Source organism: Actinomycetospora lemnae (genome assembly GCF_028737315.1).
GTDB lineage: Bacteria > Actinomycetota > Actinomycetes > Mycobacteriales > Pseudonocardiaceae > Actinomycetospora > Actinomycetospora lemnae.
The window spans coordinates 95,446-121,253 of record NZ_JAQZAO010000002.1 but is presented as its reverse complement, the minus strand read 5'-3'; the positions used below and the strand labels follow the sequence as shown (position 1 = coordinate 121,253).

General features: G+C 74.8%; 22 protein-coding genes. 20 read left to right on the top strand and 2 right to left on the bottom strand.

Annotation, left to right across the window (positions count from 1 at the left end; translation table 11 throughout):
- Positions 1–221 precede the first annotated feature (221 nt).
- From PGB27_RS04285 to PGB27_RS04200, 18 genes are all read left to right on the top strand, one after another.
- Positions 222–1,097, top strand: a complete 876-nt coding sequence (locus tag PGB27_RS04285; protein ID WP_274199602.1) for a tRNA (adenine-N1)-methyltransferase — start codon at positions 222–224, stop codon at positions 1,095–1,097.
- 156 nt (positions 1,098–1,253) lie between these two features.
- A complete protein-coding gene (gene arc, locus PGB27_RS04280; RefSeq protein ID WP_274199114.1) occupies positions 1,254–3,059 on the top strand; it encodes a proteasome ATPase in 1,806 nt (601 codons plus the stop codon).
- A 37-nt stretch (positions 3,060–3,096) separates the two neighbouring features.
- Complete coding sequence (locus PGB27_RS04275; protein WP_274199113.1) at positions 3,097–4,371, top strand: esterase/lipase family protein; 1,275 nt, start codon at positions 3,097–3,099, stop codon at positions 4,369–4,371.
- Positions 4,368–5,579, top strand: coding sequence for a multidrug effflux MFS transporter (locus PGB27_RS04270; protein ID WP_274199112.1), 1,212 nt, complete (start codon positions 4,368–4,370; stop codon positions 5,577–5,579). Before PGB27_RS04275 ends, PGB27_RS04270 begins: the two co-directional genes overlap by 4 nt.
- 66 nt (positions 5,580–5,645) lie before the next feature.
- Positions 5,646–7,163, top strand: coding sequence for a depupylase/deamidase Dop (gene dop / locus PGB27_RS04265; protein ID WP_274199111.1), 1,518 nt, complete (start codon positions 5,646–5,648; stop codon positions 7,161–7,163).
- Positions 7,164–7,247: 84 nt separating this feature from the next.
- On the top strand, positions 7,248–7,442 hold the full coding sequence (locus PGB27_RS04260; protein WP_274199110.1) for a ubiquitin-like protein Pup: 195 nt from the start codon (positions 7,248–7,250) through the stop codon (positions 7,440–7,442).
- A gap of 171 nt (positions 7,443–7,613) precedes the next feature.
- Complete coding sequence (prcB, locus tag PGB27_RS04255; RefSeq protein ID WP_274199109.1) at positions 7,614–8,459, top strand: proteasome subunit beta; 846 nt, start codon at positions 7,614–7,616, stop codon at positions 8,457–8,459.
- Positions 8,460–8,512: 53 nt separating this feature from the next.
- On the top strand, positions 8,513–9,352 hold the full coding sequence (prcA, locus tag PGB27_RS04250; protein WP_274199108.1) for a proteasome subunit alpha: 840 nt from the start codon (positions 8,513–8,515) through the stop codon (positions 9,350–9,352).
- 73 nt (positions 9,353–9,425) lie between these two features.
- Positions 9,426–10,382 (top strand): LysR family transcriptional regulator, encoded by a 957-nt coding sequence (locus tag PGB27_RS04245; RefSeq protein ID WP_274199107.1) that lies wholly within the window; start codon positions 9,426–9,428, stop codon positions 10,380–10,382.
- Between the two features lie 87 nt (positions 10,383–10,469).
- Positions 10,470–11,786, top strand: coding sequence for an FAD-dependent oxidoreductase (locus PGB27_RS04240; RefSeq protein WP_274199106.1), 1,317 nt, complete (start codon positions 10,470–10,472; stop codon positions 11,784–11,786).
- An 11-nt stretch (positions 11,787–11,797) separates the two neighbouring features.
- Complete coding sequence (locus tag PGB27_RS04235; RefSeq protein ID WP_274199105.1) at positions 11,798–13,078, top strand: aconitase X catalytic domain-containing protein; 1,281 nt, start codon at positions 11,798–11,800, stop codon at positions 13,076–13,078.
- Complete coding sequence (locus tag PGB27_RS04230; RefSeq protein ID WP_274199104.1) at positions 13,075–13,578, top strand: aconitase X swivel domain-containing protein; 504 nt, start codon at positions 13,075–13,077, stop codon at positions 13,576–13,578. Before PGB27_RS04235 ends, PGB27_RS04230 begins: the two co-directional genes overlap by 4 nt.
- Positions 13,575–14,066 carry a Rieske (2Fe-2S) protein gene (locus tag PGB27_RS04225; protein WP_274199103.1) on the top strand — a complete coding sequence of 164 codons (492 nt, stop codon included), beginning with the start codon at positions 13,575–13,577 and terminating at the stop codon, positions 14,064–14,066. Before PGB27_RS04230 ends, PGB27_RS04225 begins: the two co-directional genes overlap by 4 nt.
- The gene (locus PGB27_RS04220) at positions 14,063–15,175 is read left to right on the top strand and encodes an amidohydrolase family protein (protein ID WP_274199102.1); all 1,113 of its coding nucleotides are present in this window, start codon (positions 14,063–14,065) and stop codon (positions 15,173–15,175) included. Before PGB27_RS04225 ends, PGB27_RS04220 begins: the two co-directional genes overlap by 4 nt.
- Entirely contained in the window at positions 15,172–16,284 is a 1,113-nt protein-coding gene (locus PGB27_RS04215) for an amidohydrolase family protein (RefSeq protein WP_274199101.1), read from the top strand. The genes PGB27_RS04220 and PGB27_RS04215 overlap by 4 nt, the downstream gene beginning before the upstream one ends.
- Positions 16,281–17,324 (top strand): ABC transporter substrate-binding protein, encoded by a 1,044-nt coding sequence (locus PGB27_RS04210; protein ID WP_274199100.1) that lies wholly within the window; start codon positions 16,281–16,283, stop codon positions 17,322–17,324. Before PGB27_RS04215 ends, PGB27_RS04210 begins: the two co-directional genes overlap by 4 nt.
- A gap of 52 nt (positions 17,325–17,376) precedes the next feature.
- A complete protein-coding gene (locus PGB27_RS04205; RefSeq protein ID WP_274199099.1) occupies positions 17,377–18,267 on the top strand; it encodes an ABC transporter ATP-binding protein in 891 nt (296 codons plus the stop codon).
- A 3-nt stretch (positions 18,268–18,270) separates the two neighbouring features.
- Complete coding sequence (locus PGB27_RS04200) at positions 18,271–19,143, top strand: ABC transporter permease (RefSeq protein WP_274199098.1); 873 nt, start codon at positions 18,271–18,273, stop codon at positions 19,141–19,143.
- A 3-nt stretch (positions 19,144–19,146) separates the two neighbouring features.
- Here the strand turns inward: PGB27_RS04200 and PGB27_RS04195 are convergent, their stop codons facing one another.
- Together PGB27_RS04195 and PGB27_RS04190 are read right to left on the bottom strand one after the other, a co-directional pair.
- A complete protein-coding gene (locus PGB27_RS04195; protein WP_274199097.1) occupies positions 19,147–20,676 on the bottom strand; it encodes a bifunctional phosphatase PAP2/diacylglycerol kinase family protein in 1,530 nt (509 codons plus the stop codon).
- Entirely contained in the window at positions 20,673–22,175 is a 1,503-nt protein-coding gene (locus PGB27_RS04190) for a phosphatase PAP2 family protein (protein WP_456298470.1), read from the bottom strand. Before PGB27_RS04190 ends, PGB27_RS04195 begins: the two co-directional genes overlap by 4 nt.
- Before the next feature lie 236 nt (positions 22,176–22,411).
- On the opposite strand from PGB27_RS04190, the gene pafA reads away from it, so the two are divergent.
- On the top strand, positions 22,412–23,770 hold the full coding sequence (gene pafA / locus PGB27_RS04185) for a Pup--protein ligase (protein WP_274199095.1): 1,359 nt from the start codon (positions 22,412–22,414) through the stop codon (positions 23,768–23,770).
- 89 nt (positions 23,771–23,859) lie between these two features.
- The gene (locus PGB27_RS04180) at positions 23,860–25,803 is read left to right on the top strand and encodes a serine/threonine-protein kinase (RefSeq protein ID WP_274199094.1); all 1,944 of its coding nucleotides are present in this window, start codon (positions 23,860–23,862) and stop codon (positions 25,801–25,803) included.
- The last annotated feature ends 5 nt before the right edge of the window (positions 25,804–25,808 follow it).

Below are 25,808 nucleotides of genomic sequence, written 5' to 3'. Positions count from 1 at the left end.
GCGCAGGCGCGCGCCGGTCCCGAGTGGCGCGTCGCGCATGATCGACGGGCTCGGTGACTCGCCGAGCGTGCCCCTCGCCGCGTCGACCCGAGGCTCCGGCCCGCGCGAGCCGGTGCCTAGGGTGGCTCGCCGTGCAGAGCGAGGAGGCCCGGGCCGACGAGACGGCCGCCGCCGTCGAGGCCGCGGAGGTCACCGGGGTCCCGGACGACGCCGCCTCCGAGGTGACCGGGAGCGAGGCCGCCGAGCCCGTCGACGAGGAGCGCGGCCCCGCCCGCAGCGGCCCGTTCCGCCCCGGCGACCGGGTGCAGCTCACCGACCCGAAGGGCCGGCACTTCTCCCTCGTGCTCGAGCGCGGGCAGAGCTACCACACGCACCGGGGTGCGATCGCCCACGACAAGCTCATCGGCGCCCCCGAGGGCAGCGTCGTGCACTCTGCCGCGAACACGCCGTACCTCGCCCTGCGGCCCCTGCTGCCCGACTACGTGCTGGCCATGCCGCGTGGCGCGCAGGTGATCTACCCGAAGGACGCGGCGCAGATCCTCATGTGGGGGGACGTGTTCCCGGGCGCGCGGGTGCTCGAGGCCGGCGCCGGGTCGGGGGCGCTGACCTGCAGCCTCCTGCGCGCGGTCGGGCCGGAGGGGCACGTGCGCTCCTACGAGATCCGCCCCGACCACGCCGAGCACGCGGTGGCGAACGTCGAGCGCTTCTTCGGCGAGCGCCCGGAGAACTGGGACCTGCGGGTCTCCGACCTCGCCGACCACGACCCCGGCGAGCCCGCGGACCGGATCGTGCTCGACATGCTCTCGCCCTGGGAGGTGCTGCCGGTCGTGCGCGACACGCTGGTCCCCGGCGGCGTGCTGGTGGGCTACGTGGCGACGACGACGCAGCTCTCGACGCTCACCGAGGCGCTGCGCGAGCAGGCGTGCTGGACCGAGCCGCAGGCCTGGGAGGCCATGGTGCGCCCGTGGCACAGCGTCGGCCTGGCGGTGCGTCCGGAGCACCGGATGATCGCCCACACGGCCTTCCTGCTGACCGCCCGGCGACTCGCCGACGGCGTCACGCCGCCCCGCGTCCAGCGCCGCCCCAGCCGGGGCTGACCCTGCGTGAACAACAGGGCCCCGAGGTGCTGGAGGAATCACCCTGGGTGACGTGGCGCAAGGGGGGCGCGTGAGAACTCCGTCACCGGGACGCTACTCCACGGACACCTCGATTCGCGGGTACGGTTGCGCCACGGAGTAGCGGAGGAGGGCGCCGTGACGACTGACGACGACCCCAGGGGCCGATCCGACCACGGCCGGGACCGCGAACACGACCGTGGCTCGGCGGACATGGCAGCACAGGTGCGCTTCCTCGAGGACGAGGTCGCGCTGTTGCGTCGCAAGCTGACCGAATCCCCGCGGCACGCGCGCATCCTGGAGCAGCGGCTGGGCGAGGCGCAGCAGCGCGTCGCGCAGCTGACGGAGCGGAACGACAAGCTCACGGAGACCCTCAAGGAGGCCCGCGCCCAGCTCGTGGCCCTCCGCGAGGAGGTCGACCGGCTCGCGCAGCCGCCGTCGAGCTACGGCACGTTCCTCGAGGCGCACGACGACTCCACGGTCGACGTGTTCACCTCCGGACGCCGCATGCGCGTCGCGGTGTCGCCCGCGGTGGAGATCGCCGACCTGACCCGCGGGCAGTCCCTGCGGCTCAACGAGGCGCTCACCGTCGTCGAGGCCGGCACGTACGAGCGCATCGGCGAGGTGGTCGCGCTGCGCGAGGTCCTCACCGAGGAGGACGGCACGCGCAACCGCGCCCTGATCATCGGGAACGCGGACGAGGAGCGGATCGTCCACCTGGCCGACTCGCTGCTCGCCGACGGCGCGCCGGAGCTCAAGGCCGGCGACTCGCTGATGGTCGACACCCGCGTCGGCTACGCGTACGAGAAGGTCCCCAAGGCCGAGGTCGAGGAGCTCGTCCTCGAGGAGGTCCCCGACGTCGCCTACACCGACATCGGCGGGCTCTCGCGGCAGATCGACTCCATCCGCGACGCGGTGGAGCTGCCGTTCCTGCACGCGGACCTCTTCCGGACCTACCAGCTGCGCCCGCCGAAGGGCGTGCTGCTCTACGGCCCGCCCGGCTGCGGCAAGACGCTCATCGCCAAGGCGGTGGCGAACTCCCTGGCGAAGAAGGTCGCCGAGACGCGCGGCGAGGACAGCCGCGACGTCAAGGCGCACTTCCTCAACATCAAGGGCCCGGAGCTGCTCAACAAGTTCGTCGGCGAGACCGAGCGGCACATCCGGATGATCTTCCAGCGGGCCCGCGAGAAGGCGTCCGAGGGCACGCCGGTGATCGTGTTCTTCGACGAGATGGACTCGATCTTCCGGACGCGTGGCTCGGGTGTCTCGAGCGACGTCGAGACGACGATCGTCCCGCAGCTCCTCAGCGAGATCGACGGTGTCGAGGGGCTCGAGAACGTCATCGTCATCGGCGCCTCGAACCGTGAGGACATGATCGACCCCGCGATCCTGCGTCCGGGGCGGCTCGACGTGAAGATCAAGATCGAGCGTCCCGACGCCGAGGCGGCGCAGGACATCTTCTCGAAGTACCTGATCGACGGGCTGCCGCTGCACGAGGACGACGTCGACGAGTTCGGCGGCAACCGGGCGGCGTGCCTCGAGGGCATGATCGAGCGGGTCGTCGAGCGGATGTACGCCGAGACCGACGACAACCGGTTCCTCGAGGTCACCTACGCCAACGGGGACAAGGAGGTCCTGTACTTCAAGGACTTCAACTCCGGCGCGGTCATCGAGAACATCGTCGGGCGGGCGAAGAAGTCGGCGATCAAGTCCGAGCTGGAGAGCTCGCAGCCGGGCCTGCGCGTGCAGCACCTGCTGGACGCCGTCGTCGACGAGTTCGCCGAGTCCGAGGACCTGCCGAACACCACCAACCCGGACGACTGGGCCCGCATCTCGGGCAAGAAGGGCGAGCGGATCGTCTACATCCGCACGCTGGTCACCGGCAAGGGTGCGACGCAGGGCAAGGAGATCGACACGGCGTCGAACACGGGCCAGTACCTCTGACCGGCCGGTACCTGTGACAGTGGGTACCGTGTAGGCCATGACCGACGAGTCGCCCCGGCCGTCCCGCCAGGACCGCAACGAGGTCCGCGGGGCGGCCGGTGTCGCGTCGGAGGCCGTCGACATCATCTCGCGTCCGGTGCAGGGCACCCACGAGGCGATCTCCGGCACCGTCTTCGGGGTGCTGCGCCGCGTCGGGCTGGGGCGGGCGTCGAAGCCCGTGCAGGTGATGCACGACGGCATCAGCACCGGGGTCTACGCGGCCGTGCGCGGCATCTCCCACCTCGCCGGGCGGGGGATCGGGGCGGCGGCCGCCCTGGCCCGTCCGGGCGAGTGGCGCCCCGTCACGGGCACGCCGACGGGCGCGGTGCTCACCGGGGCCGTCAACGGGCTGGTCGGCGACCACATGGTCGCCCTCGACAACGACCTCGCGGTCCCGATGACGCTCTACACGGCGACGGTCGCCGACGACGACCCCCACGCCGAGCTCCCCGGCGACCCCGAGGCGCTGCGCGCGGTGGTGTGCGACCACCCGGAGCGCGACCTCACCCGCCTCGTGCTCTTCGTCCACGGCCTCGGCGAGACCGAGCACGCCTGGCGCCTCTACGGCGAGGCCAGCGCGGGGGAGGGGTACGCCGAGCGGGTCGCGTCGGCGACGGGGGCGACGCCGCTGCTCGTGCGCTACAACACCGGACTGCCCATCGCCGACAACGGCGTCGCGCTGTCCCTGCTGCTCACCGACCTGTGGCGGCGCTGGCCCGAGGAGGTGGCGCGCCTCGACCTCGTCGGGCACTCCATGGGCGGGCTGGTGCTGCGCCACGCGTGCCACCACGCCGTGCGCACCGGGCAGCCGTGGGTGGGGGCCGTGCGCCGGATGATCTACCTCGGCTCGCCGCACCGCGGGGCGCCGCTGGCCCACCGCGTCGACCAGATCGCCACGCAGCTCTCGCGGTGGTCGCGGTCGCTCGCGGCACGGAGCGGCGCGGAGCTGGCGCCGGGCATCAGGACGTGGGGCGAGTTCCTGGACCGGCGCTCGGCCGGCATCCGCGACCTCGTCGCCGGGGTGTCGGACACCGAGGTGCCGTTGCTCGCCCACGCCTCCCACCACGCCGTGGCCGCGTGCGTCACGAGCTCGGCGCACCACCCGCTGGCCAACGCCCTGGGCGACCTGCTCGTGCCCGTCGACTCCGCCGGCGGCGCGGTGGCCGACGTCGAGCCGCTCACCTCGTCGCACCACTTCCACCTGCTCAACGACCCGGACGTCCACGAGCACCTCATGCGCTGGCTGACGGCGGAGGACGAGCAGGCCTCGTGACCGAGCCCGCCGTGACGCGCCGGGCCCACCGGGCGCGTCTCGTCGTCCTGGGCGCGCTCACCGCCGCGGCGCCCCTGAGCCTCGACACCTACCTCCCGGCGCTGCCGGCGCTCACCGCCGACCTCGCGACGAGCCCGTCGGTCGCCCAGCTCTCGCTGACCTCGTGCCTCGTCGGCCTCGCGCTCGGACAGCTCGTCGCGGGACCGCTGTCCGACGTGCTGGGCCGGCGGCGCCCCATGCTGATCGGCGCGGCGGGGTTCGCGGTCGCGTCGGTGCTGTGCGCGGTGGCGCCGAGCGTCGAGGTGCTCGTGGGCCTGCGGCTGGCGCAGGGGCTGCTCGGCGCGGTGGGGATCGTCGTGGCGCGGGCGGTGGTCCGCGACACCAGCGACGCGACGACCTCGGCCCGCTCGTTCGCGACGTTGATGCTGGTCAGCGGGGTGGCGCCGATCGTCGCGCCGGTGCTCGGCGGGCAGCTCCTGCGCGTCACGAGCTGGCGCGGGGTGTTCGTGGTCCTCGCGGTGTACGGGGTGCTCACCGGTCTCGCGGTGCTCGTGCTCGTGCGCGAGTCGCTGCCGCGCTCGCGCCGGCGGGCGGGGAGCGCGGCCGCGACCATCGCGTCGTTCCGCGTGCTGCTGGCCGACCGCCGGGTGGTGGCGTGCGTGCTCGCGGCGGGCCTGACGTTCTCGGCGATGTTCGCCTACATCTCGGGCTCGACGTTCGTGCTCCAGGACCTCTACGGGCTCTCGCCGCAGGGGTTCTCGGGCGTGTTCGCGGCGAACTCGGTGGCGATCGTGACCTCGGTGCAGGTCGCGGGCCGGCTGGCGGGCTCGGGGAAGGTGCGCCCGGAGCGCCTGCTCGTGACCGGGCTCGGGGTCGCCGTGGTGGGCACCGGGGTGCTGCTCACGTCGGCGGTGCTCGGTGCGGGGCTCGCCGGGGTGATCGCCGGGCTCGTCGTCACCGTCGTCGGGGTGGGGCTCGTCCTGCCCAGCGCCACGACCCTGACCCTCGCCGACCACCCCGAGCACGCCGGCAGCGCCTCGGCCCTGCTGGGGACCGCCCAGTTCCTCGTCGGGGCGGGCACGGCGCCGCTGGTGGGGCTCGCGGGCGGGCGGACCGCCGTGCCGATGGCGGCGACGATGGCCGGCGCGGTGGTGCTCGCCGCCGTCGTCTTCGGTGTCCTGTGGCGGGGCGCCCGCCCGGAGACGTAGCGGAGCGGAGCTCGACACATCGGGCCGGAACGGGCCCCGGGCGCCGGACGCAATTAGGGTCGAGGCATGACCGCGCGCCGCATCATGGGCACCGAGATCGAGTACGGCATCTCCGTCCCCGGCGACCCGGCGGCGAACCCGGTGATCACGTCCACGCAGATCGTGCTGGCCTACGCCGCGGCCGCCGACGTCCCGCGCGCCCGCCGCGCACGCTGGGACTACGAGGTCGAGTCGCCGCTGCGCGACGCCCGGGGCTTCGACCTCGGGCCGAGCGCCGGCCCGCCGCCGGACGCCGGCGACCTCGACGACCTGGGCGCCGCCAACGTCATCCTCACCAACGGCGCGCGGCTCTACGTCGACCACGCGCACCCGGAGTTCTCCGCGCCCGAGGTCACCACCCCACGCGACGCCGTGATCTGGGACAAGGCGGGGGAGCGGGTGATGGAGGACGCCGCCGAGCGCGCCGCCACCGTGCCCGGCACGCCGCGCATCCAGCTCTACAAGAACAACATCGACAACAAGGGCGCGAGCTACGGCTCCCACGAGAACTACCTCTGCGCCCGCCAGACCCCCTTCCCGACGATCATCACGGGGCTGACGCCGTTCTTCGCCTCGCGGCAGGTCGTGGTCGGCGCGGGCCGCGTCGGGCTCGGGCCGTCCGGCGACGAACCGGGCTTCCAGCTCTCGCAGCGCGCCGACTACATCGAGGTCGAGGTCGGGCTGGAGACCACGCTCAAGCGCGGCATCATCAACACCCGCGACGAGCCGCACGCCGACGCCGACAAGTACCGGCGCCTGCACGTCATCATCGGCGACGCGACGCTCGCGGAGTACTCGACGTTCCTCAAGGTCGGCACCACCGCGCTGGTGCTCTCGATGATCGAGGCCGGCGTCCGGTTCGACGACCTGCGCCTGCTCGAGCCGGTGCGCTCGGTGCACCGCATCAGCCACGACCCGACGCTGAAGACGCTGGTCGACCTCTCCGACGGCCGCAAGATGACCGCGCTCGACATCCAGCGCGCCTACCTCGAGCGGGCCTGGAAGCACGAGGAGACCACGGGCGACGGCGAGATCGACCCGATGACCCGCGAGGTGCTCGACACCTGGCAGGAGGTCCTCGACGACCTCGACACCGACCCGCTGCGCTGCGCCGACCGCCTCGACTGGGTCGCCAAGCTCAACCTGCTGCAGAGCTACCAGCAGCGCGACAACCTGCCCTGGGACTCGCCGAAGCTGCACCTCATCGACCTGCAGTACGCCGACGTGCGGCAGGCCAAGGGGCTCTACAACCGCCTGGTGACCCGCGGGTCGATCAAGCGCCTGGTCACCGAGGAGGAGGTCCGCGCGGCGGTGACGAACCCGCCGGAGGACACCCGTGCCTACTTCCGCGGGCGCTGCCTCGAGCGCTACCCCGCCGAGGTGGCCGCCGCGTCGTGGGACTCGGTGATCTTCGACCTGGGCCGCGAGTCGCTCGTCCGGATCCCCACGCTCGAGCCCCTGCGCGGCACCCGCGGGCACGTCGGCGAGCTCATCGACAACTCCGCCGACGCCACCGCGCTCGTCGAGGCGCTGACGCGGGGATAGGCCCGGGATCGACGCGGGACACGGGCGGAGCGCCCGGACGATCGGTAGTGTTCACGGCGCAGTACCGAGACCCGGGAGGCAGCCATGGCGCAGGAACAGACCCAGCGGCAGGGCGGGGGCGACGACGGCGACGGCGGCGAGGACACGACCGCCGCCGGCCAGGAGCGCCGCGAGAAGCTCGGTGAGGACGTCGACACGATCCTCGACGAGATCGACGACGTGCTCGAGGAGAACGCCGAGGACTTCGTCCGCGCCTACGTCCAGAAGGGCGGCCAGTAACCTCCCGGCGGAGGTCCGTCCTCCGTTCGGTCCCCAGAGAGTCCGCCGCCCCCGCGGCCCGGTCGCGCCGGGCCCGGGGGCGGCGCTTCATCATCCCGATCGCCCCGATCGGTGAGCCCGATCCGTCAGCCCGACCCACCCCCGATCCGACTGCACAGGAGCGCCCCACCGATGGAGCCCTCGTCGGCCCTGCCCCCGGCCTACTTCCACGCGGGGACGGCCTCGTTCGTCGACTTCCTGCGGGAGGTCCGGCCCGACCTGCTGCCCGGGGCGAGCGCGCGGCCGGTGACGGCCGAGCAGGCCGGTCCGGGCGGGAGCACCACCGCGGCGCACGGCACGACGATCGTGGCCGCGACGTTCTCCGGCGGCGTCGCCATCGCCGGTGACCGGCGCGCCACCATGGGCAACCTCATCTCGTCGCGCGACATGCAGAAGGTCTTCATCACCGACGACTGGTCGGCGGCGGGCATCGCGGGCACCGCGGGCATGGCCGTCGAGGCCGTCCGTCTGTTCACCGTCGAGCTGCAGCACTACGAGAAGCTCGAGGGCGTCCCGCTCACCTTCGACGGCAAGGCGAACAAGCTCGCCGGGATGGTGCGGGGCAACCTCGGCGCCGCCATGCAGGGCCTGTCGTTCGTCCCGCTGTTCGTGGGGTTCGACGTCGACGCCACCGACCCGGCCCGCGCCGGCCGGATCATCTCCTACGACGTCGTCGGCACCCGCAGCGAGGAGACCCACTACGCCGGGGTCGGCTCCGGCTCGCTGTTCGCCAAGTCCGCGCTGAAGAAGCGCCACGATCCCCAGGGCTCGCGCGACGACGTCGTCCGCACCCTCGTCGAGGCGCTCTACGACGCCGCCGACGACGACTCGGCCACCGGCGGGCCCGACACCATCCGGGGCATCAACCCGGTGGTCGTGACGATCGACGCCGAGGGCGCGACGATGCTGACCGACGACGAGGTCGGCGCGGTCGCCGACGCCGTCGTCGCCGGGCGCCGCGAGCGGCCCGGCGGCTGACGCCCACCCCCGAGACCCCACCCCCGAGCACAGACCCAGGAGCGCTCCCCGCCATGACGATGCCGTTCTACGCGTCGGTCGACCAGCTGATGCGCGACCGCTCGGACCTCGCGCGCAAGGGCATCGCGCGGGGCCGCAGCGTCGTCGTGCTGACGTTCGCCGGCGGCGTGCTGTTCGTGGCGGAGAACCGGTCGAACTCGTTGCGCAAGGTCTCCGAGATCTACGACTCGATCGGGTTCGCCGCGGTCGGCCGGTACAACGAGTTCGAGAACCTGCGCACCGCCGGCATCCGCTACGCCGACGTGCGGGGCTACACCTACGACCGGCGCGACGTCTCCGGGCGCTCGCTGGCCAACGCCTACGCGCAGATCCTCGGCGCGAGCTTCATCGAGCAGCAGAAGCCGTTCGAGGTCGAGCTCTGCGTCGCCGAGGTCGGCGAGACGCCCGAGCGCGACAAGCTCTTCCGGATCACCTACGACGGGTCGATCTCCGACGAGCCCCGCTTCGTCGTCATGGGCGGCACCACCGAGCCGATCAGCGCGGCGCTGCGCGGCTCGTACGAGGCCGACCTGGAGATGCGCGACGCCCTGCGCATCGCCCTCGAGGCGCTGCAGTCGGCCAACGGGTCGTCGTCGGGCTCCTCGTCGTCCTCGTCCTCGTCGTCCACCTCGTCGGCCGGCGAGGTCCTCGGTGTGGACGCGCTCGAGGTGGCCGTGCTCGACCGGTCCCGGCGTCCCCGCCGCGCCTTCCGCCGTGTCACCGGGTCGGCGCTCGCCGCCCTGCTGCCCGGCGACGCGTCGGCGGCGTCGGACGGCGGGGAGAGCGCCGAGGGCACCGACACGGGCGCCGGCGACGAGGTCTCGGGCGCGGGCGGGGCCGACCCGCAGGCCTGACGAGGAGCTCACGCGCGGTATCGATGCCGCGGATGGCCTTCCGCGTCCGCGCGAGGGACACCACGCTGGGCGGGTGCGGGCACCGTCGTCGTCACACCTGGCCAACCTCGACCTCAACCTGCTGGTGTCACTGCGCGAGCTGCTGCGCGAACGCAACGTGACGCGGGCGGCCGCGCGGGTCGGGGTCACGCAGCCCGCCGCGAGCGCCGCGCTCTCCCGGCTGCGCCGCCACTTCGACGACGAGCTGCTCACCCGGCACCACGGCAGCTACGTGCTCACGCCGCTCGGCGCGCAGCTGGCGGAGCAGGTCGAGGGCGTGTGCGCGGCGGCCGAACGGCTCTTCGGCACGGGACGGCGCTTCGACCCCGCGACGACCCGGCGCGGCTTCACGCTGCTGCTGGCCGACTACACGATCGCGGTGCTCGGCACGGCGCTCTCGGCGGCGCTCGCGGCGCGTGCCCCGGGCGTGGAGCTGCGGCTGCGGCTGGTGCGGGAGGCGTTCACCGCCGACATCGGCGAGACGAGCCGGCTGATCGACGGGGTGGTGGCGCCGCCGTCGCCGCGCTTCGACCGTCCTGACCTGCGGTCGGTGGAGCTCTTCCGCGACCGGTGGGTCCTGCTGCTCGACGCCGACCACCCCGCCGCGGACGACGAGCTCACCCCGGCCGCGCTGGCCGTCCTGCCCTGGGTGGTGCCGTTCGCGCCCGACCGGGGGTTCTCGACGGCGGTGCCGATGACCCGCGAGCTCGCCCGTCTCGGGATCGAGCCCGACACCCGGGTGCGCGTCGAGAGCTACCTCGCGGTGCCCCACCTCGTGGCCGGCACCGACCGGGTCGCGCTGGTGCAGGAGCGGCTGGCCCGGGAGGTCGCACCGCGGCTCGGCCTCGTGGTGCGCGAGTGCCCGGCGTCCGAGCGCGCCCCGGCCGCGGCGGAGATCCGGGAGCGGTTCTGGTGGCACGCCGACCTCGACGGCGACCCCGGCCACCGGTGGCTGCGCGAGCTCCTCGTCGAGCTCGGCGCCGAGGTCTGACCGTCACCCACCATCAACGCGGTTGATGGTGAGGCAGCGCGAATCGCTATTTCCGCGCGCTCGGTGTCCCTTCCTAGCGTGTGACGCATGCCGCACCCGCTCACCGACCTCCCGGTCCGCACCGTCGTGCGGGATGCGCTCCTGCACCCGGCCGACCCCGCCGAGCACCGGGTCGACGCCGACGTCTGCGTCGTCGGGGCCGGCATCGCCGGGCTGTCGGCGGCCGTGGAGTCGGCGCGCCTCGGCCGCGACGTCGTGCTCGTGGACGCGCTGCCGGTGCTCGGCGGGCAGATGGTGAACTCGCTGATCGGCCTGTTCTGCGGGGCGTTCGGCAACGCCCCGGAGCACCGCCGGCTCACCTACGGCCTGCTCGACGACATCTTCACCGACCTCGGCGCGAGCGGCGACCTCTTCTACCGCGTCGGCCACACCATCACCGTCGGCTACGACGAGGTGCGGCTCGGGCGCTGGGTGGAGGACACCGTCCGCGAGCACGGCATCAAGGTCCTCACCGGCGCCTCGCTGGTCGGCGTCGACCGCGAGGGCGAGCGGGTCCTCGGCGCCCGGTTCGCCACCCGCTACGGCGCGGTCGACGTCCGGGCCCACGGCTTCGTCGACGCCAGCGGCGACGCCGCCCTGTGCTGGGCCGCGGGCCTGCCCTGCCGGCTGCCGGAGCGGGAGATCTACGGCAGCCAGCAACTGGTGGTCGAGCACCTCGACGAGTCCGACCCGCCCGAGCCGGCGGACCTCGCGGCGCGTGTCGCGGCGAAGGCCGCCGAGTACGGGCTGCGCCGCCACGACGGCCTCGCCTTCTACTTCCCGGGCCGCGGCACCGCGGTGCTCAACATGACCCACATCGAGGCCCCGCTCGACCCGATCGCGGCCGCCGAGGCGCAGCTCGAGGGCAAGGCGCAGGCCGACCGCGTGGTGGCGTTCCTGCGCGCCGAGTTCCCCGAGGTGTTCGGCAAGGCGTCGGTGCGCTCCTACGGGCTGCCCGGCCGCCGGCAGACCCGCTGGGTCGCGGCGGCGCACCAGCTCACCGTCGACGAGGTCCGCGCCGGCACCCGCTTCCCCGACGCGGTGGCCCGGACCGCCTGGCCGATCGAGCTGCACGACACCCCGTCCGGCTACGTCTGGGAGACCTTCGGGCCCGACCACCTGCACTACGTCCCGCTGCGCGCGATGACGCCCCCGGACACGGCGAACCTCGTGGTCGCGGGCCGCTGCGTCGACGGGGACGCCGCCGCGCTCTCCAGCGTGCGGGTGATGGGCCCGTGCGCGGCGATGGGCCACGCCGCGGCGCACGTCCTCGACCTCACCGGCCCCGACGGCACCGTCCACGACGTCCCGACCCACCGGGTCGCGGAGCTCACCGCCCGCATCCGGCCCAACGTCGAGGACTGAGGCGACCGACGATGATCCTCACCGACGACGACCGCCGCCTGCGCGACGGCGACGAGGGTCCGGCGGTGGCGGCCGCGATGGACCTGCTCGTGCGCTACGGCGAGGCACTCGACGCCGAGCGCCTGTGCGACGTCCGCAACGTCGCGGGCACCACGACCCAGCCCTCGCCGGTCAAGGCGCGCCTGGTCGCCGAGGGCGGCTGGGACCGGGCGTTCTCGATCATCAACCTCGACGCCGACGACACGCTGCCGATCCCGCCGATGGCCGTCCCGACGTGCCAGCTCCAGCACGGCTTCGGCCGCGACGCGGTCGGTGTCGTCCCGTACGCCCCCGAGATGGTCGCGCTGCAGGACGACGCCGAGGCGTTCGTCGGGGCCCGCGGGGTCTCGGTGCTCGCCACCTGCACGCCCTACCAGGTCGGCAACCTCCCGGTGCGCGGCGAGCACTGCGCGTGGATGGAGTCCTCGGCGGTCGTCTACGCCAACAGCGTGCTCGGCGCCCGGACCAACTGCGAGGGCGGCGCCTCCACCGGCGCCGCGAGCCTGACCGGGCGGATCCCGTGCTGGGGCAACCACCGCGACGACGAGCGCCGCGGCACCCACCACGTGCGCGTCGAGACCCCGGTCGCGAGCTTCCTCGACTGGGGCCTGCTCGGCTACGCGGTCGGTGACGCGGTCCAGGAGGGCCGGCCCGTCGTCACCGGCGACCTCGCGCTGCCCGACCTCACCGACATCAAGCACTTCGGCGCGGCCGCGGCGTCGTCGGGCGGGGTGGAGCTCTACCACGTCCCCGGCGTGACCCCGGAGGCCCCGACCACCGAGACGGCCTTCGGGGGCCGGCCGCCGCGGGAGACCGTCGTCTTCGGGCCGGCCGAGCGCCGCGCCGCCCACGAGCGGCTCAACGACCAGGGCACGAGCGAGGACGTCGACTTCGTCCTGCTCGGCTGCCCCCATGCCTCGCTGGACCAGATCCGCGACGCGGCGCGCGCCCTCGAGGGCCGGCGTCTCGCCGACGGCACCGAGCTGTGGATCATGGCGCCGCGGGCGCTGGCTGCCGTCGCCGAGCGCTCCGGGTACACCGCGGTCATCGAGGCCGCCGGCGGGCGGGTGCTCACCGACTCGTGCCCGGCGATGTCGCGGACCGCGCCCACCGGCACCCGGGTGTTCGCCACCGACTCGGCCAAGCAGGCGCACTACCTGCCCGCGATCCTCGGGATCGAGGCGTGGTTCGGCACCACCGCGGAGTGCGTCGACGCCGCCGTGACCGGTCGCTGGCGGGGTGAGCTGCGGTGACCGACCTCCGGCAGCCCGCGACCGGGAGCCGCGTCGTCCTGCGCGGGCGCACCGTCGTCCCCGGCGTCGTCACCGGCGAGGCGCTCGTCTCCCCGGAGACGATCTCCGGCTGGGGCGGCATCGACCCCGCCACCGGCACGATCATCGAGGCCCGCCACCCCCTGGCCGGCGTCTGCTTCACCGGGAAGATCCTCGTCTTCCCCGGCGCCAAGGGCTCCTCGGGCTGGTCGGGCTTCTTCCAGACCACCCGGCTGCTGGGCACCGCCCCGATCGGCATGGTCTTCGCGGTCACGACGACGAAGGCGGCGCTCGGGGCCGTGGTCACCCGCGTGCCCGCCCTCGCCGACCTCGACGCCGACCCCGTCGCGGTCCTGCGCACCGGCGACCGCATCCGGCTCGACGCGACGGCCGGGGTCGTCGAGCTGCTGGACCGGGCCGACCCGACGGACAGGACGGACACGACGGACACGACGGACACGGCTGCGGGGGAGGACCGATGAGGGTCGCGGTGATGCGGGCCGACGAGCTCGCCCCCGGCGAGCACCGGGTCGTGCAGGTCGGGCGGCGCTCGATCGGCGTGTTCCGCGTCGGCGACGAGTACTACGCGCTCGCCGACCACTGCCCGCACCAGGGCGGCCCGCTGTGCCGCGGTCGCGTCGCGCCGCTCGCCAGCGCCGGCGCGCCCGGCGAGGTCGCGCTCGACCCCGACCGGCTCTTCGTCGCCTGCCCCTGGCACGGCTGGGAGTACGACGTGACCACCGGCCAGTCGTTCCTCGGCCCGGGGGAGGCGCCCGTGCGCAGCTACCCCGCCGAGGTCCTGCCGGGAGATCACGCCACCGTTCCCGCGCCCGACCCCGCGACCGGCCGCGTCCCCGGCCCCTACGTCGCGGACACCTACGCGGTCACCGTGGAGGACCGCGTGGTCGTCGTCGACACCTCGGCCCGTCGAACAGCAGCCCCGGTCACCGGGGTGGAGGAGACACCGTGACCGACACGCTCGCCCCGCCCGGCACCGCGACCCGGCCGCGCCGCAAGTCCCGCACCCCGATCGTCGACGCCGACATCCACCCCGCCGTCACCCCGCAGCGGCTGGTCCGCGAGCTGCCCGAGCCGTGGCGGCGCCGCTACGAGCGCTTCGGCGTGCGCGGGGCCGCCCCGCCGGCGATCTACCCGCGCACCCGCAACGGGGGCATGCGGGCGGACTCCCACCCCGCCTCCGGGCCCCCGGGCAGTGACCTCGGGCTGCTGCGCGAGCAGCTGATCGACCCCTACGACGTGGCCGCCGGCGTGCTCATCCCGCTGCAGGGCCACACCTGGGGCGCCGAGGAACCGGCCTACGCCGCCGCCCTGTGCCGCGCGCTCAACGACGTCCTCGTCGCCGACTTCCTCGATCCCGAGCCGCGCCTGCGCGCCAGCATCTGCCTCGCCCACGAGTCGCCCGAGCACGCGATCGCCGAGATCGAGCGCCGCGCCGGGGACCCCCGCTTCGTCCAGGTGCTCTTCCCCAGCGGCACGCACCTGCCGCTGACCGACGCCAAGTACCGCCCGGTGTTCGCCGCCGCGGCCGAGGCCGGCCTGCCGATCGGGATGCACCTCGGCGGCACCGAGGGCCACCGCGGCGACGGGTGGCCGTCGTTCTACCTCGAGCAGCACGGCTGGTACGGCAACGCGATGGCGATGGCGCTGACCACGCTCGTCGCCGGGGGCGTGTTCGACGCCGTGCCGGGACTGCGCCTCGTGCTCGTCGAGGGCGGGCTGACCTGGGTGCCGTCGACGCTGTGGGGCCTCGACGAGGCCTGGGCGCGGTTCGCCGACGACGTGCCGTGGCTGCAACGCCCGCCGTCGGAGATCGTGCGCGAGCGGTGCTGGTTCACCACGCAGCCGATCGACGAGCCGGAGAACCTGGAGCACCTCGCGGTCACGATCCGCCAGAGCGGGCTCTCCGACCGCATCCTGTTCGCCTCGGACTACCCGCACTGGGACTTCGACGACCCGGTGACGGCACTGCGTGTGCTCCCGGCGGACCTGCGCCGACCGATGATGGCGCGCACCGGCGCGGCGCTCTACGGCGTCGACCTGCCGGAGGGGGCGTCGTGACGGCGGCGGACGCGGTGAGCGGGGCCGTCGACACCGACACCCACGTCGCGCCGGCGTCGCTGGACGCGCTGATGCCCTACCTCGCGCCGTTCTGGCGCGACTACGCGGAGGGCGCCGCCCTGCGCCTCGACCCCGCCCAGGCCGGCGCCTACCCGCCCGGTGCCACCGAGGGCCCCGCGCCGGCGGACGTCGCGACGCTGCGCGAGCGGGTGCTCGACGTGCCCGCCCCGGGCGGGGTGCCGGTGCGGACGGCGGTGCTCAGCGCCACCTCGGCCTTCGACGTCAGCCGCAACCCCTACTACGACGCCGCCCTGTGCGGGGCCCTCAACGACTGGGTCGTCGAGCACTTCCTCGACCGGGACGACCGGCTGCGCGGGGGCGTGGCGGTGCCGTCCGGCGACCCGGAGGCGGCCGTCGCCGAGATCCACCGCCGGGCCGGCGACCCGCGGTTCGTCCAGGTGCTGCTCCCGGTCCGCGGCCACGACCACCGCTACGGCCACCGCCGCTTCCTGCCCGTCCTCGAGGCCGCGGCCGAGACCGGGCTCGCGGTCACCCTGCACGCGTGGGGCCGGGCGGGGAGCGCCGCCACGCCCACCGGGTTCACCCACACCTACCTCGCCGACTACCTCTCCCAGGGCCACCTCGCCCAGGCCCAGCTCACGAGCCTCGTCGTCGAGGGGGTCCTCGACCGCCTGCCCACCCTGCGCGTGGTCGTCGCCGAATGCGGGTTCTCCTGGCTGCCGCCGCTGCTCTGGCGGCTCGACAAGGAGTGGAAGGGCATCTGGCGCGAGGTGCCGTGGGTGCGCCGCCCGCCGTCGACGTACCTGCACGAGCAGGTCCGCTTCACCGCCACCCCGGCCCACCTGCCGACCGACCCCGCCGAGCTCGCCGACGCGCTCGCGGTGATCGGCGCGGCGCGGCTCGTCATGTACGCGGGCGACCACCCCCACGTCCACGGCGACGGCACCGCCCGTCTGCTCGCGGCGCTCGGCCCCGCCGAGCGGGCCGCGGTCCTGGGCGGCACCGCGGAGGAGTTCCTCCTCCGCCGCGGGCCCGCCCCCGGCTCGTCCACCCCCCGATCGCACCGTCGCGAGGAGGCCCCCCGATGACCACCAGCCGAAGCCGCCGACCGTGGGTGCGCATGCTGGCCGGCCTGCTCGTCGCCTGCGCGGTCCTGGCCGGGTGCGGGGAGGGCGACACCACCGACGACGGCCGGCAGCGGATGACGTTCCTCAACATCCTGCCGATCGAGTCGCTCTCCTACGCCGCGGAGCTGATCGCGGACACGCGCGGGTTCTTCGCCGCCCGCGGGCTGGAGGTCCGGTTCGAGGCCACCCAGGGCTCCGCGCCGGCGATCCAGACGCTGCTGGCCGGGTCCGCGGAGATCAGCCGCATCGGCGACATCGAGACCATGATCGCGGCGGGGAACCGTCAGGCGCCCCTCGTCGGGATCGGCGAGGTCATCCACCGCGGCACGATCCGCGTGGTGTCCGCGGACGACGACCCGATCACCCAGCCCGCCCAGCTGCGCGGCAAGCTCATCGGGACCCCGTCCGAGGGCGGGACGAGCTCGATCACCCTCGACCTGCTCGCCGCCTCGGCCGGCGTGCCCCCGGCCGAGGTGCGGCGCCAGGTCGTCGGGCTCGCGCCCGGCGTGTTCGACCTGCTCACCGCGGGCCGCATCGACGGCTACATGGTCTCCCTGGACACCGCGGTGCTCCTGCAGCGCACGCGTCCCCAGGCCGTCGTCCTCGACCCCAACCAGTCGATCTCGGCGGGCTCGCAGATCTACGCGACGTCGGCGCAGACCGCCCGGGACCCCGCCGAGCAGGACAAGCTGCGCCGCTACCTCGCCGCGATCGACGACGCGGTGCGGTTCATCGTCGCCGACGAGGCGAACGGCTTCGCCGGGACGATGGCCGCGATCGGCGCGAAGTACCAGGTGCCCGCGCTGCGCGACCCGGAGACCGCCCGCCTCGCGCTCGCCGCCTACGTCGACTCCTACACCGCCGGCGAGAGCCTCACCGGCATCTCGCCCCAGCGCTGGCAGCAGACCTACGGCGAGATCGTCGGGGTCGGGCAGCTGCCCGCCGGCCTCGACCCGAACCGGTGGCTCGACACCACGCTCGCGCCCGCCGGGCCGTCCTGACCCGCACCACGCCGACCGGACACACGCACCGCACCAGGTTGAGGAGGCGGCGATGACGACGCAGCAGACCCCCACGGCGACCACGCCGACGTGGACCCCACCACCCGTCCGGCGCGACGAGTTCGACGCGCCCGGCGACACCGCCGAGCCCATGGGCTCCCGCGCCGTCGGGCTGCGGGTCGCGGGCGTCGACAAGACGTACGCGACGCGGCGCGGGGACGTGCACGCCCTGTCGAACATCGACCTCGAGGTGGGCCGGGGCGAGTTCGTCTCGCTGGTCGGGCGCTCGGGGTGCGGGAAGACGACGCTGCTGCGGGTGCTGTCGGGCCTGCTCGCGCCGACCGCGGGCACGGTGGAGGCAGGGGAGCGGCCCGCCTGGGTCGCGGGGCGGCGCGACGACACGGTCTTCGCGGAGTTCGGCCTCGTGTTCCAGGAGGCCAACCTCTTCCCCTGGTTCACGGTGCTCGACAACGTCGCGCTGCCGCTCAAGCTGCGCGGGGTGTCCAAGGCGCAGCGGCGAACCCGGGCGGCCGAGCTGTGCGCGACCGTCGGGCTCTCGGGGTTCGAGGACTCCTATCCCCGCGAGCTCTCCGGCGGGATGCGCCAGCGGGCGGCGATCGCGCGCGCCCTGGCCTGCGACCCGTCGGTGCTGCTCATGGACGAGCCGTTCGGCGCCCTGGACGCGATGACCCGCGACCGGATGAACCTCGAGCTCCAGCACATCCACGCCGTCTCGGGCACGACGGTGGTCTTCGTGACGCACTCGATCAGCGAGGCGGTGTTCCTCGCCGACCGCGTCGTGCTGCTGACCCCGCGGCCCGGACGCATCCGGTCCGTCACCCCGATCGACCTGCCCCGGCCGCGCTCGGTCGAGGTCGAGGCCACCGCGGAGTTCGGCGAGCTCGTCGTCGGGCTGCGCCGGCAGCTGGACGAGGAGGACTGAGCCGTGACCACCTCACTGGACCGGGACACCGACACCCGCACCGACGGCGACCCGGCGCCGCGTGCCGTCGACGCGGACGCCACGCCGGCGGAGGGCGAGTCGCCCTGGATGCGGCGGCTGCCGTGGGTCAGCGGGCCGCTGATGCTGCTCGCGCTGGTCGGCGTCTGGCAGTTCGCGGTGTCCGTGGTCGGCGTCTCGGAGTTCATCCTCCCCGCGCCCGCGGCCGTCGTCGGGGCGCTGGGGGACCTGTTCGCCGACCCCGAGATCGGCAGCCACATCGGCATCACCCTGCTCGAGGTGCTCGCCGGGTTCGGCATCGCGCTCGTCGTCGGGATCGCGGTCGGCGCCACCCTGGGACGCATCGCGTGGCTGCAGCGCGCCGTGCAGCCGGCGCTGGTCGCGCTGCAGGTGGTGCCGAAGGTGGCGTTCGTGCCGATCTTCGTCATCTGGTTCGGGTTCGGCCCGACCTCGAAGATCATCATGGCGGCGCTGCTGGCGTTCTTCCCGATCATGCTCAACGTGATGCTCGGGGTGCGCTCGGTGGACCGCGGCCACCGCGACGTGATGCGGGGGCTGGGCGCGAGCAAGTGGGCGACGTTCCGGGACATGGAGCTGCCGACGACGCTGCCCTACGTCTTCGCGGGCGCCGAGGTCGCCATCGTGTTCTCCGTGATCGGCGCGATCGTCGGGGAGTACCTCGGCGGCAGCCAGGGCCTCGGCTACCTCGTCGTGTCGAGCCTCAACGCCCTCGACGCACCGCGGCTGTTCGCCGTGATCGTCCTGCTGGCGGTGCTGGGCTCGCTGCTCTACGTCGCGGTGACGACGACGAAGAAGCTCGTCATCCCCTGGCACGACTCCGTGCGCACCGGGGTCTGAGCCCTACACCTCGCGGGGCCGGTACACGGGGATCGCGCCCGGGGCGATCCGGAAGACGAAGCGGTCGGCGTCGGGCTGCACCTCGCCGTCGGTCGCGAGGCCGACGGGCGGCCCGACGACCCGCACCGACAGCCGGGTGCGGGTGTTCGCCACGTACACGCGGCTGCGCGAGAGCGTGCCCGCCAGCACCGAGACCACGAAGCGGGTGCGGGAGAACGGCACGTCGGCGCGCAGGAACCGCACGTCGAGCACGCGGGCGTCGAGGCGCGGCCGGAACAGCGGGGCCATGCCGCGCGGCTCGTAGCCGCCGTTGCCGACGAAGAGCAGCCAGATCGTCCGGCGCTTGCCGTCGAGCTCGACGACCAGCGGCGACGCCTCGGCGAGCACGCGCACCAGCGCGAACGCGGCGGAGGGCCACTTGCCCCAGCGCTCCTCCCAGCTCTCGCGGAGCCGGACCATGTCGGGGTAGCCGCCCAGGCTCGCGGTGTTGACGAACGCGACGCTGCGGGTCTCGCCCTCGTCGCCCGCGGTGATGTCGACGACGCCGACGTCGACGAGCACGGCGTCGCCCTCACGGGCCGCGGTCAGCGCCGTGGGGGTGTCGTCGATCCCGACGTCGCGGGCGAAGTGGTTCAGCGTGCCCTCGGGCAGCACCATGAGCGGCACCCGGCGGCGTTGGGCGAGCCCGGCCAGCGCGGCGACCGACCCGTCGCCGCCGGCCACGCCGATCGCGCGCGGCTCGGTGCCGTCGGCCGTGGGGCGGTCGAGGGCGGCCTCGACCTCGTCGACGAAGTCGATGCCCGGCTCCGGCACGATCACCTGCGCGCGGGGCAGCACCTCGTGGATCTCCGACGGCGGCGCCGGCGGCTCGGGCTCCCCGTCGGTGTCCCCGACCCCGATCACGGGCGCCACGATCTGGCCGAGGGTCTCCAACGGCCCGGGCGTGCCGGCCGAGCTGTTGGCGACGACGACGAGCCCGGCGCCGTCCCCGAGCGCCGGTGCGTCCCCGGCCGGTCGGGCGCGGGCCGGGGCGTGGCGTACCACGGGCCACCAGCGCCGGGTCAGCAGCGCCACGCCGATGCCGAGCCCGGCGCCGGCGACGACGTCCTCGACCGTCCGCTCCCCGAGGACCACCCGGGCGGTCGACACGCCGATCGCGACCGGGGCCAGCACGCCCCCGAGCAGCGGCGACTCCATCCCCGCCGCGGTGACGAACGCCGTCGAGGACGCCGCATGCGCGGACGGGAAGCGCCGGCCCCGGGGCGGTGGTGCGCCGACGGCGCGGCAGCTCCGCTCCGCGACGTGCCGCAGGGCGCGGGGCAGCAGCGGCTTGGCCAGCGCGTGGGCGATCGCCGAGGTGGCGGCCGCGGCCATCACCCCGCGCACCCCGGCGCGCCGCCGCGGACCCCGCCCCGAGGCCATGAGCCCGCCGGCCACCACGGCCCAGAGGAGCCCGCGGTCGGCGGTGCGGTCGAGGCGCGCGAGCCAGCGGGGCAGCACGGGGGAGCGGTCCACCCCGGGGAGGTCGCTCACCGGGCCGTCGCGCGGTGCGGCCAGCGCGCCTCGTCGCGCCGGTAGACGGGGACGGGGTGGTCGGCGACCCGGTAGCGCAGCCGGCGGCCGCGCCCGACGACCTCGCCGTCGGCGGCGACGTCCACCGGCCCGTCGAGCAGCTCGATGTCCAGCGACCGCATGGCGCTCTCCTGGTAGATCCTGTTGTGCCCGAGCACGCCGGTGGCCAGGGCGAGGAACGCTCTCGCCCGGGCCAGCGGCCGGTCGGCGCGCAGGTAGCGGACCTCCAGCACGCCGGTGTCGAGCCGGGGCCGGTACGACGGCACCATCCCGGTCGGCACGTAGGGCCCGTTGCCGACGAACAGCATCCACACCGACCGCTCCACTCCGTTGAGGCGGACACGGATCGGCCGGCTGCGCGCGAGCGTCACGAGCAGGGCAACCACCGCCGCGGGCCATTTGCCCCAGCGCTTCTGCCACCGCTCGCGCAGGCGGACCATCTCGGGGTAGCCCCCGAAGGCCGAGGTGTTGACGAAGACGATCCGGCGCGGCTCCTGGCGGCCCTCGGCGTCGGCGTGCAGCCGCAGCTCCCCGAGGTCGACGGCGACGGCCTCGCCCGCGCCGGTCGCGTCGATCGCCTCCTGGGCGTCGTAGACGCCGACGTCCCGGCCGAAGTGGTTGAGCGTGCCGGCGGGGACGACGGCGAGCGGCAGGTCGAGGTCCTCGGCCACCCGGGCCGCGGCGGCCACCGAGCCGTCGCCGCCGGCAATGCCCACCGCCCGCACGCCCGGCTCGCGGGCGGCGTCGATGAGCGTCTCGGCGAGGTCGGCGCCGTCCTCGAGGCGCAGGACGCGGGCGCGGGGCAGGGCCCCGACGAGCTCGTCGTACGGGTCGACGCCCGCCCGCCCCGAGCGGGTGTTGACGAGCACGACCAGGCCCTCGCCCTCGGGCAGCACGGGCGCGCCGGCCACCGGGCGGGCGGCGGCCTCGTCGATGCTGCGCAGCGGGAGCCAGCGGCGGGTGGCCAGAGCGGAGCCGGCCCCGAGCGCGACGCCGGCGGCGACGTCGCTGGTCCAGTGCACGCCGACGTGCACCCGGGAGTAGGCGACGGTCGCGGCCAGCGGCACCACCCAGGTCGCCGCCTTCGGGCTCTCCATCGCGACGGCGGCGGCGAACGCCGCGGCCGAGGCGGCGTGGCCGGAGGGGAACGACGACGAGGTGGGCGGGTCGTCGAGGGACCGGTGGTCGGGCAGGAGCTCGGCGGCGGGGCGGCGCCGGGGGACCAGGGGCTTGAGCACGGCGTTGGCCACGAAGCTGGCCCCGGCGATCGCGAGCACCCCGCGCAGCGCGCCGCGGCGGGTGTGCCGGGTCCCGGCGGCGAGGACGCCCGCCACGGCGAACCAGAGCCTGCTGTGGTCGGCGGAGCGGCTCAGCGCGGCCAGCGCAGGGTCGGCGACCGTGTAGGGCAGGGCCCCGATCACGGTGGTGATCCGGCAGTCCTGCTCGTTGACGTCGGCCAGGCGCCGCCGGCTGCCCCGCGCCCCCTGCCGCACCCGGTGGCCCACGCCACGGGAGATGTCGGTTGCCAGTCCTCGAGCGGGGAGCGCCACGGCGTCGACCGTAGTGATCGGGCCCCGCCGGTCCCGTCCCGGTGCCCTCCAGGTCCCGTCCAGCCCCGCGGCAGCGGGGCGACGCGGGGGTGACCCGGGCCGTCGGAGAGGCCACAACGGCGGGTCCGCTGGCCTAGGGTGGAGGGATGCAGCGGAGGATTTACGGGGTCGAGACCGAGTTCGGTGTCACCTGCACCTTCCACGGCCAGCGGCGTCTCTCGCCCGACGAGGTCGCCCGCTACCTGTTCCGCCGGGTCGTGTCGTGGGGCCGGTCGTCGAACGTCTTCCTGCGCAACGGGTCGCGGCTCTACCTCGACGTGGGCAGCCACCCCGAGTACGCCACCGCGGAGTGCGACTCGCTGACCCAGCTCGTCGCGCACGACAAGGCGGGCGAGCGGATCCTCGAGGACCTCCTGCTCGACGCCGAGCGGCGCCTCGCCGACGAGGGCATCGGCGGCGACATCTTCCTGTTCAAGAACAACACCGACTCGGCGGGCAACTCCTACGGCTGCCACGAGAACTACCTCGTGGGCCGGTCGGGCGAGTTCTCGCGCATCGCCGACGTGCTGCTGCCCTTCCTCGTCACGCGCCAGCTCATCGCCGGCGCCGGCAAGGTGCTCCAGACGCCGCGCGGCGCGGTGTTCTGCCTGTCGCAGCGCGCCGAGCACATCTGGGAGGGCGTCTCCTCGGCGACCACCCGGTCGCGCCCGATCATCAACACCCGCGACGAGCCGCACGCCGACGCCGAGCGCTACCGCCGCCTGCACGTCATCGTCGGCGACTCGAACATGTCCGAGGTCACCACGCTGCTCAAGGTGGGCACCACCCACCTCGTGCTCGAGATGATCGAGCAGGGCGTGCAGTTCCGGGACTTCACGCTCGACAACCCGATCCGCGCGATCCGCGAGATCAGCCACGACCTCACGGGGCGCCGCCCGGTGCGCCTGGCCGGGGGCCGCGAGGCGAGCGCGCTGGACATCCAGCGCGAGTACCACGCCCGCGCCGTCGAGCACGTCGCGCGCCGCGGCTCCGACCCGATCACCGACCGGGTCGTGGAGCTCTGGGGCCGCACCCTCGACGCGGTCGAGCGCCAGGACCTCTCGCTCATCGATCGCGAGATCGACTGGGCGATCAAGCACCGCCTCGTCCAGCGCTACCGCACCCGCAACGACCTCGGCCTCTCCAGCCCCCGCGTCGCCCAGCTCGACCTCGCCTACCACGACATCCGCCGGGGCCGGGGCGTGTTCGACCTGCTCCAGCGCAAGGACATGGTGGACCGGGTCACCGACGACGGCGAGATCGAGGCGGCCAAGGACACCCCGCCCCAGAGCACGCGGGCCAAGCTGCGCGGCGACTTCATCGCCGCCGCCCAGGCCGCTGGGAGGGACTTCACAGTGGACTGGGTCCACCTCAAACTGAACGACCAGGCCCAGCGAACCGTCCTGTGCAAGGACCCCTTCCGCGCCGTCGACGAACGTGTCGACCGTCTGATCGCCACCTTGTAACGGAGGCCACGTCGGCGGCGTGCGTCGGGGGCGCACGAGGTAACCACGATCGCACTCACCGACGACGCCGAGGACGGCACGAGATCTCGATGGAGCACCAGCCCCGCACCTCCCGCCTGCACGGCCCCGTGGCGGCGCCGAGCACGCTGCACGACGCCTCGCCGGTCCCGATCGACACGTCGGTCGTGGGCACGGTGCTCGGCGGGCGCTACCGCGTCGGCGAGTGCATCGGGGCCGGGGCCATGGGGGTGGTCTTCACCGCCTGGGACCGACGGCTGCGCCGCACGGTCGCGGTGAAGCAGCTCGCGGCCCGCCACCGCGACGCGACCGAGGAGCACGTCGCCCGCGCCCGGGCGATGCGCGAGGGCCGGATCGCCGCGCGCGTCGTGCACCCGCGGGCGATCGCGGTGTTCGACGTCGTCGTGGACGGCGACCACGGCTCCGGGCACGGCCCCTGGCTGGTCATGGAGTACCTGCCCTCGCGCTCGCTGGCGGCCGTGCTCGCCGAGCAGGGGCCGCTCGAGCCCCGCGAGGCCGCGTGGGTGGGCGCGCAGGTCGCCGACGCGCTCGGCGCGGTGCACGAGGCGGGCATCGTCCACGGCGACATCAAGCCCGGCAACGTGCTGATCACCGACGACGGCGTCGCGAAGATCACCGACTTCGGGGTCTCGCGGGCCACCTGGGACACGACGTCCACGGGCGGCGGCATGGTGGCCGGGACGCCCGGCTACTTCGCGCCCGAGGTGGCCCGGGGCGGCGACCCGTCGCCCGCCTCCGACGTGTTCTCCCTCGGCGCGACGCTCTACGCGGCGGTCGAGAACGAGCTCGTCTGCGGGAGCCACGACAACACCCTCGCCGTCCTGCACGCCATGGCCGAGGGCCGGCTGCGCCCGGCGACCCGCGCCGGCGTGCTCGGGCGTCCGCTCGCGGCGATGCTGCGCCTCGACCCCGAGCACCGGCCGGGCACCGGCGCCGTCGAGCGCGCCCTGCGGGCCCGCGCGGGCACCCAGCCGTTCATCCCGGCGCCACGGCGGGCTCCCGCGGAGAGCCCCGACGCCGACGGCGCGGCTGCCGGAGCCGCCGGTGGGGCTGCTGGCGCTGGCGCCGCCGTTGCCGGGGCCGACCCCGACCCGGCCGGCGTCCCGGCCCCGCGCCGTCCCGGCACCGCCGACCTGCCCCCGACGGCGGGGGCGCTGCCGGCGCTGACCCCGGACCCGGGGATGGACCCGGAGATGGACCCGGCCGTCGAGCCGACCCACGCCCCCTCTGCGGGGGAAGCGGACGGAATCGATCCGGACGAGCCCGCCGCGACGCCGACCCCGGCCGCGGCGAGCGGCCCGGCGGTCGGCCCGGAGCGGGTCGGCGGGCTCGGCGCGACCGCGGCGGCGTCGTCGCCGGCGCGGCCCGGGTTCGTCACCGCCCCGACCCGGGCGGTCGCGTCGGGCTCCGACCGCCGGCGCCCGTCCCGCTGGTCGCGCCCGCGTCGGGCCACCGCGGTCGCCGCGGCCTCCGCGGTCGTGCTCGCGGGCGGCATCGGCGTCGCGGTGGCCGCGGGCACGGGGACCGGTACGGTCGCCGCCCCGGCGCCGGCGCCCGTCCCGACCTCGGCGCCGCCGGAGCCGGCCCCCGCCGACCCGCTGGGCGGCACCGACCCCGAGATGCCGACCCCGAGCGTCGCGGCCCCGCTCTCGCCGAACGACCCCTCCGACCTGCTGTCGAGCGGCGACCCGGCGACGGTCGTCGTCGACTACTACGCGGCCCTGCCCGGGAACATCGACGGCGCCTGGGCGGTGCTCTCCGACGAGGCGCGCGACGAGTCGGGCGGCTACGAGGGGTACCAGCGCTTCTGGTCGAGCATCCGCGAGGTGCGGACGTCGAACGTCTCGGTGCGCGGCGACACCGTCACCGCGGACATCGAGTTCACCACCGAGCGCGGCCGGACCAGCCGGGAGAACTACCGGTTCGAGGTCGACCGCGACGACGACGGCCAGGTGCGCATCCAGCGGGCGCAGCGCAGTTCGGATTCCAGCTGACGCGC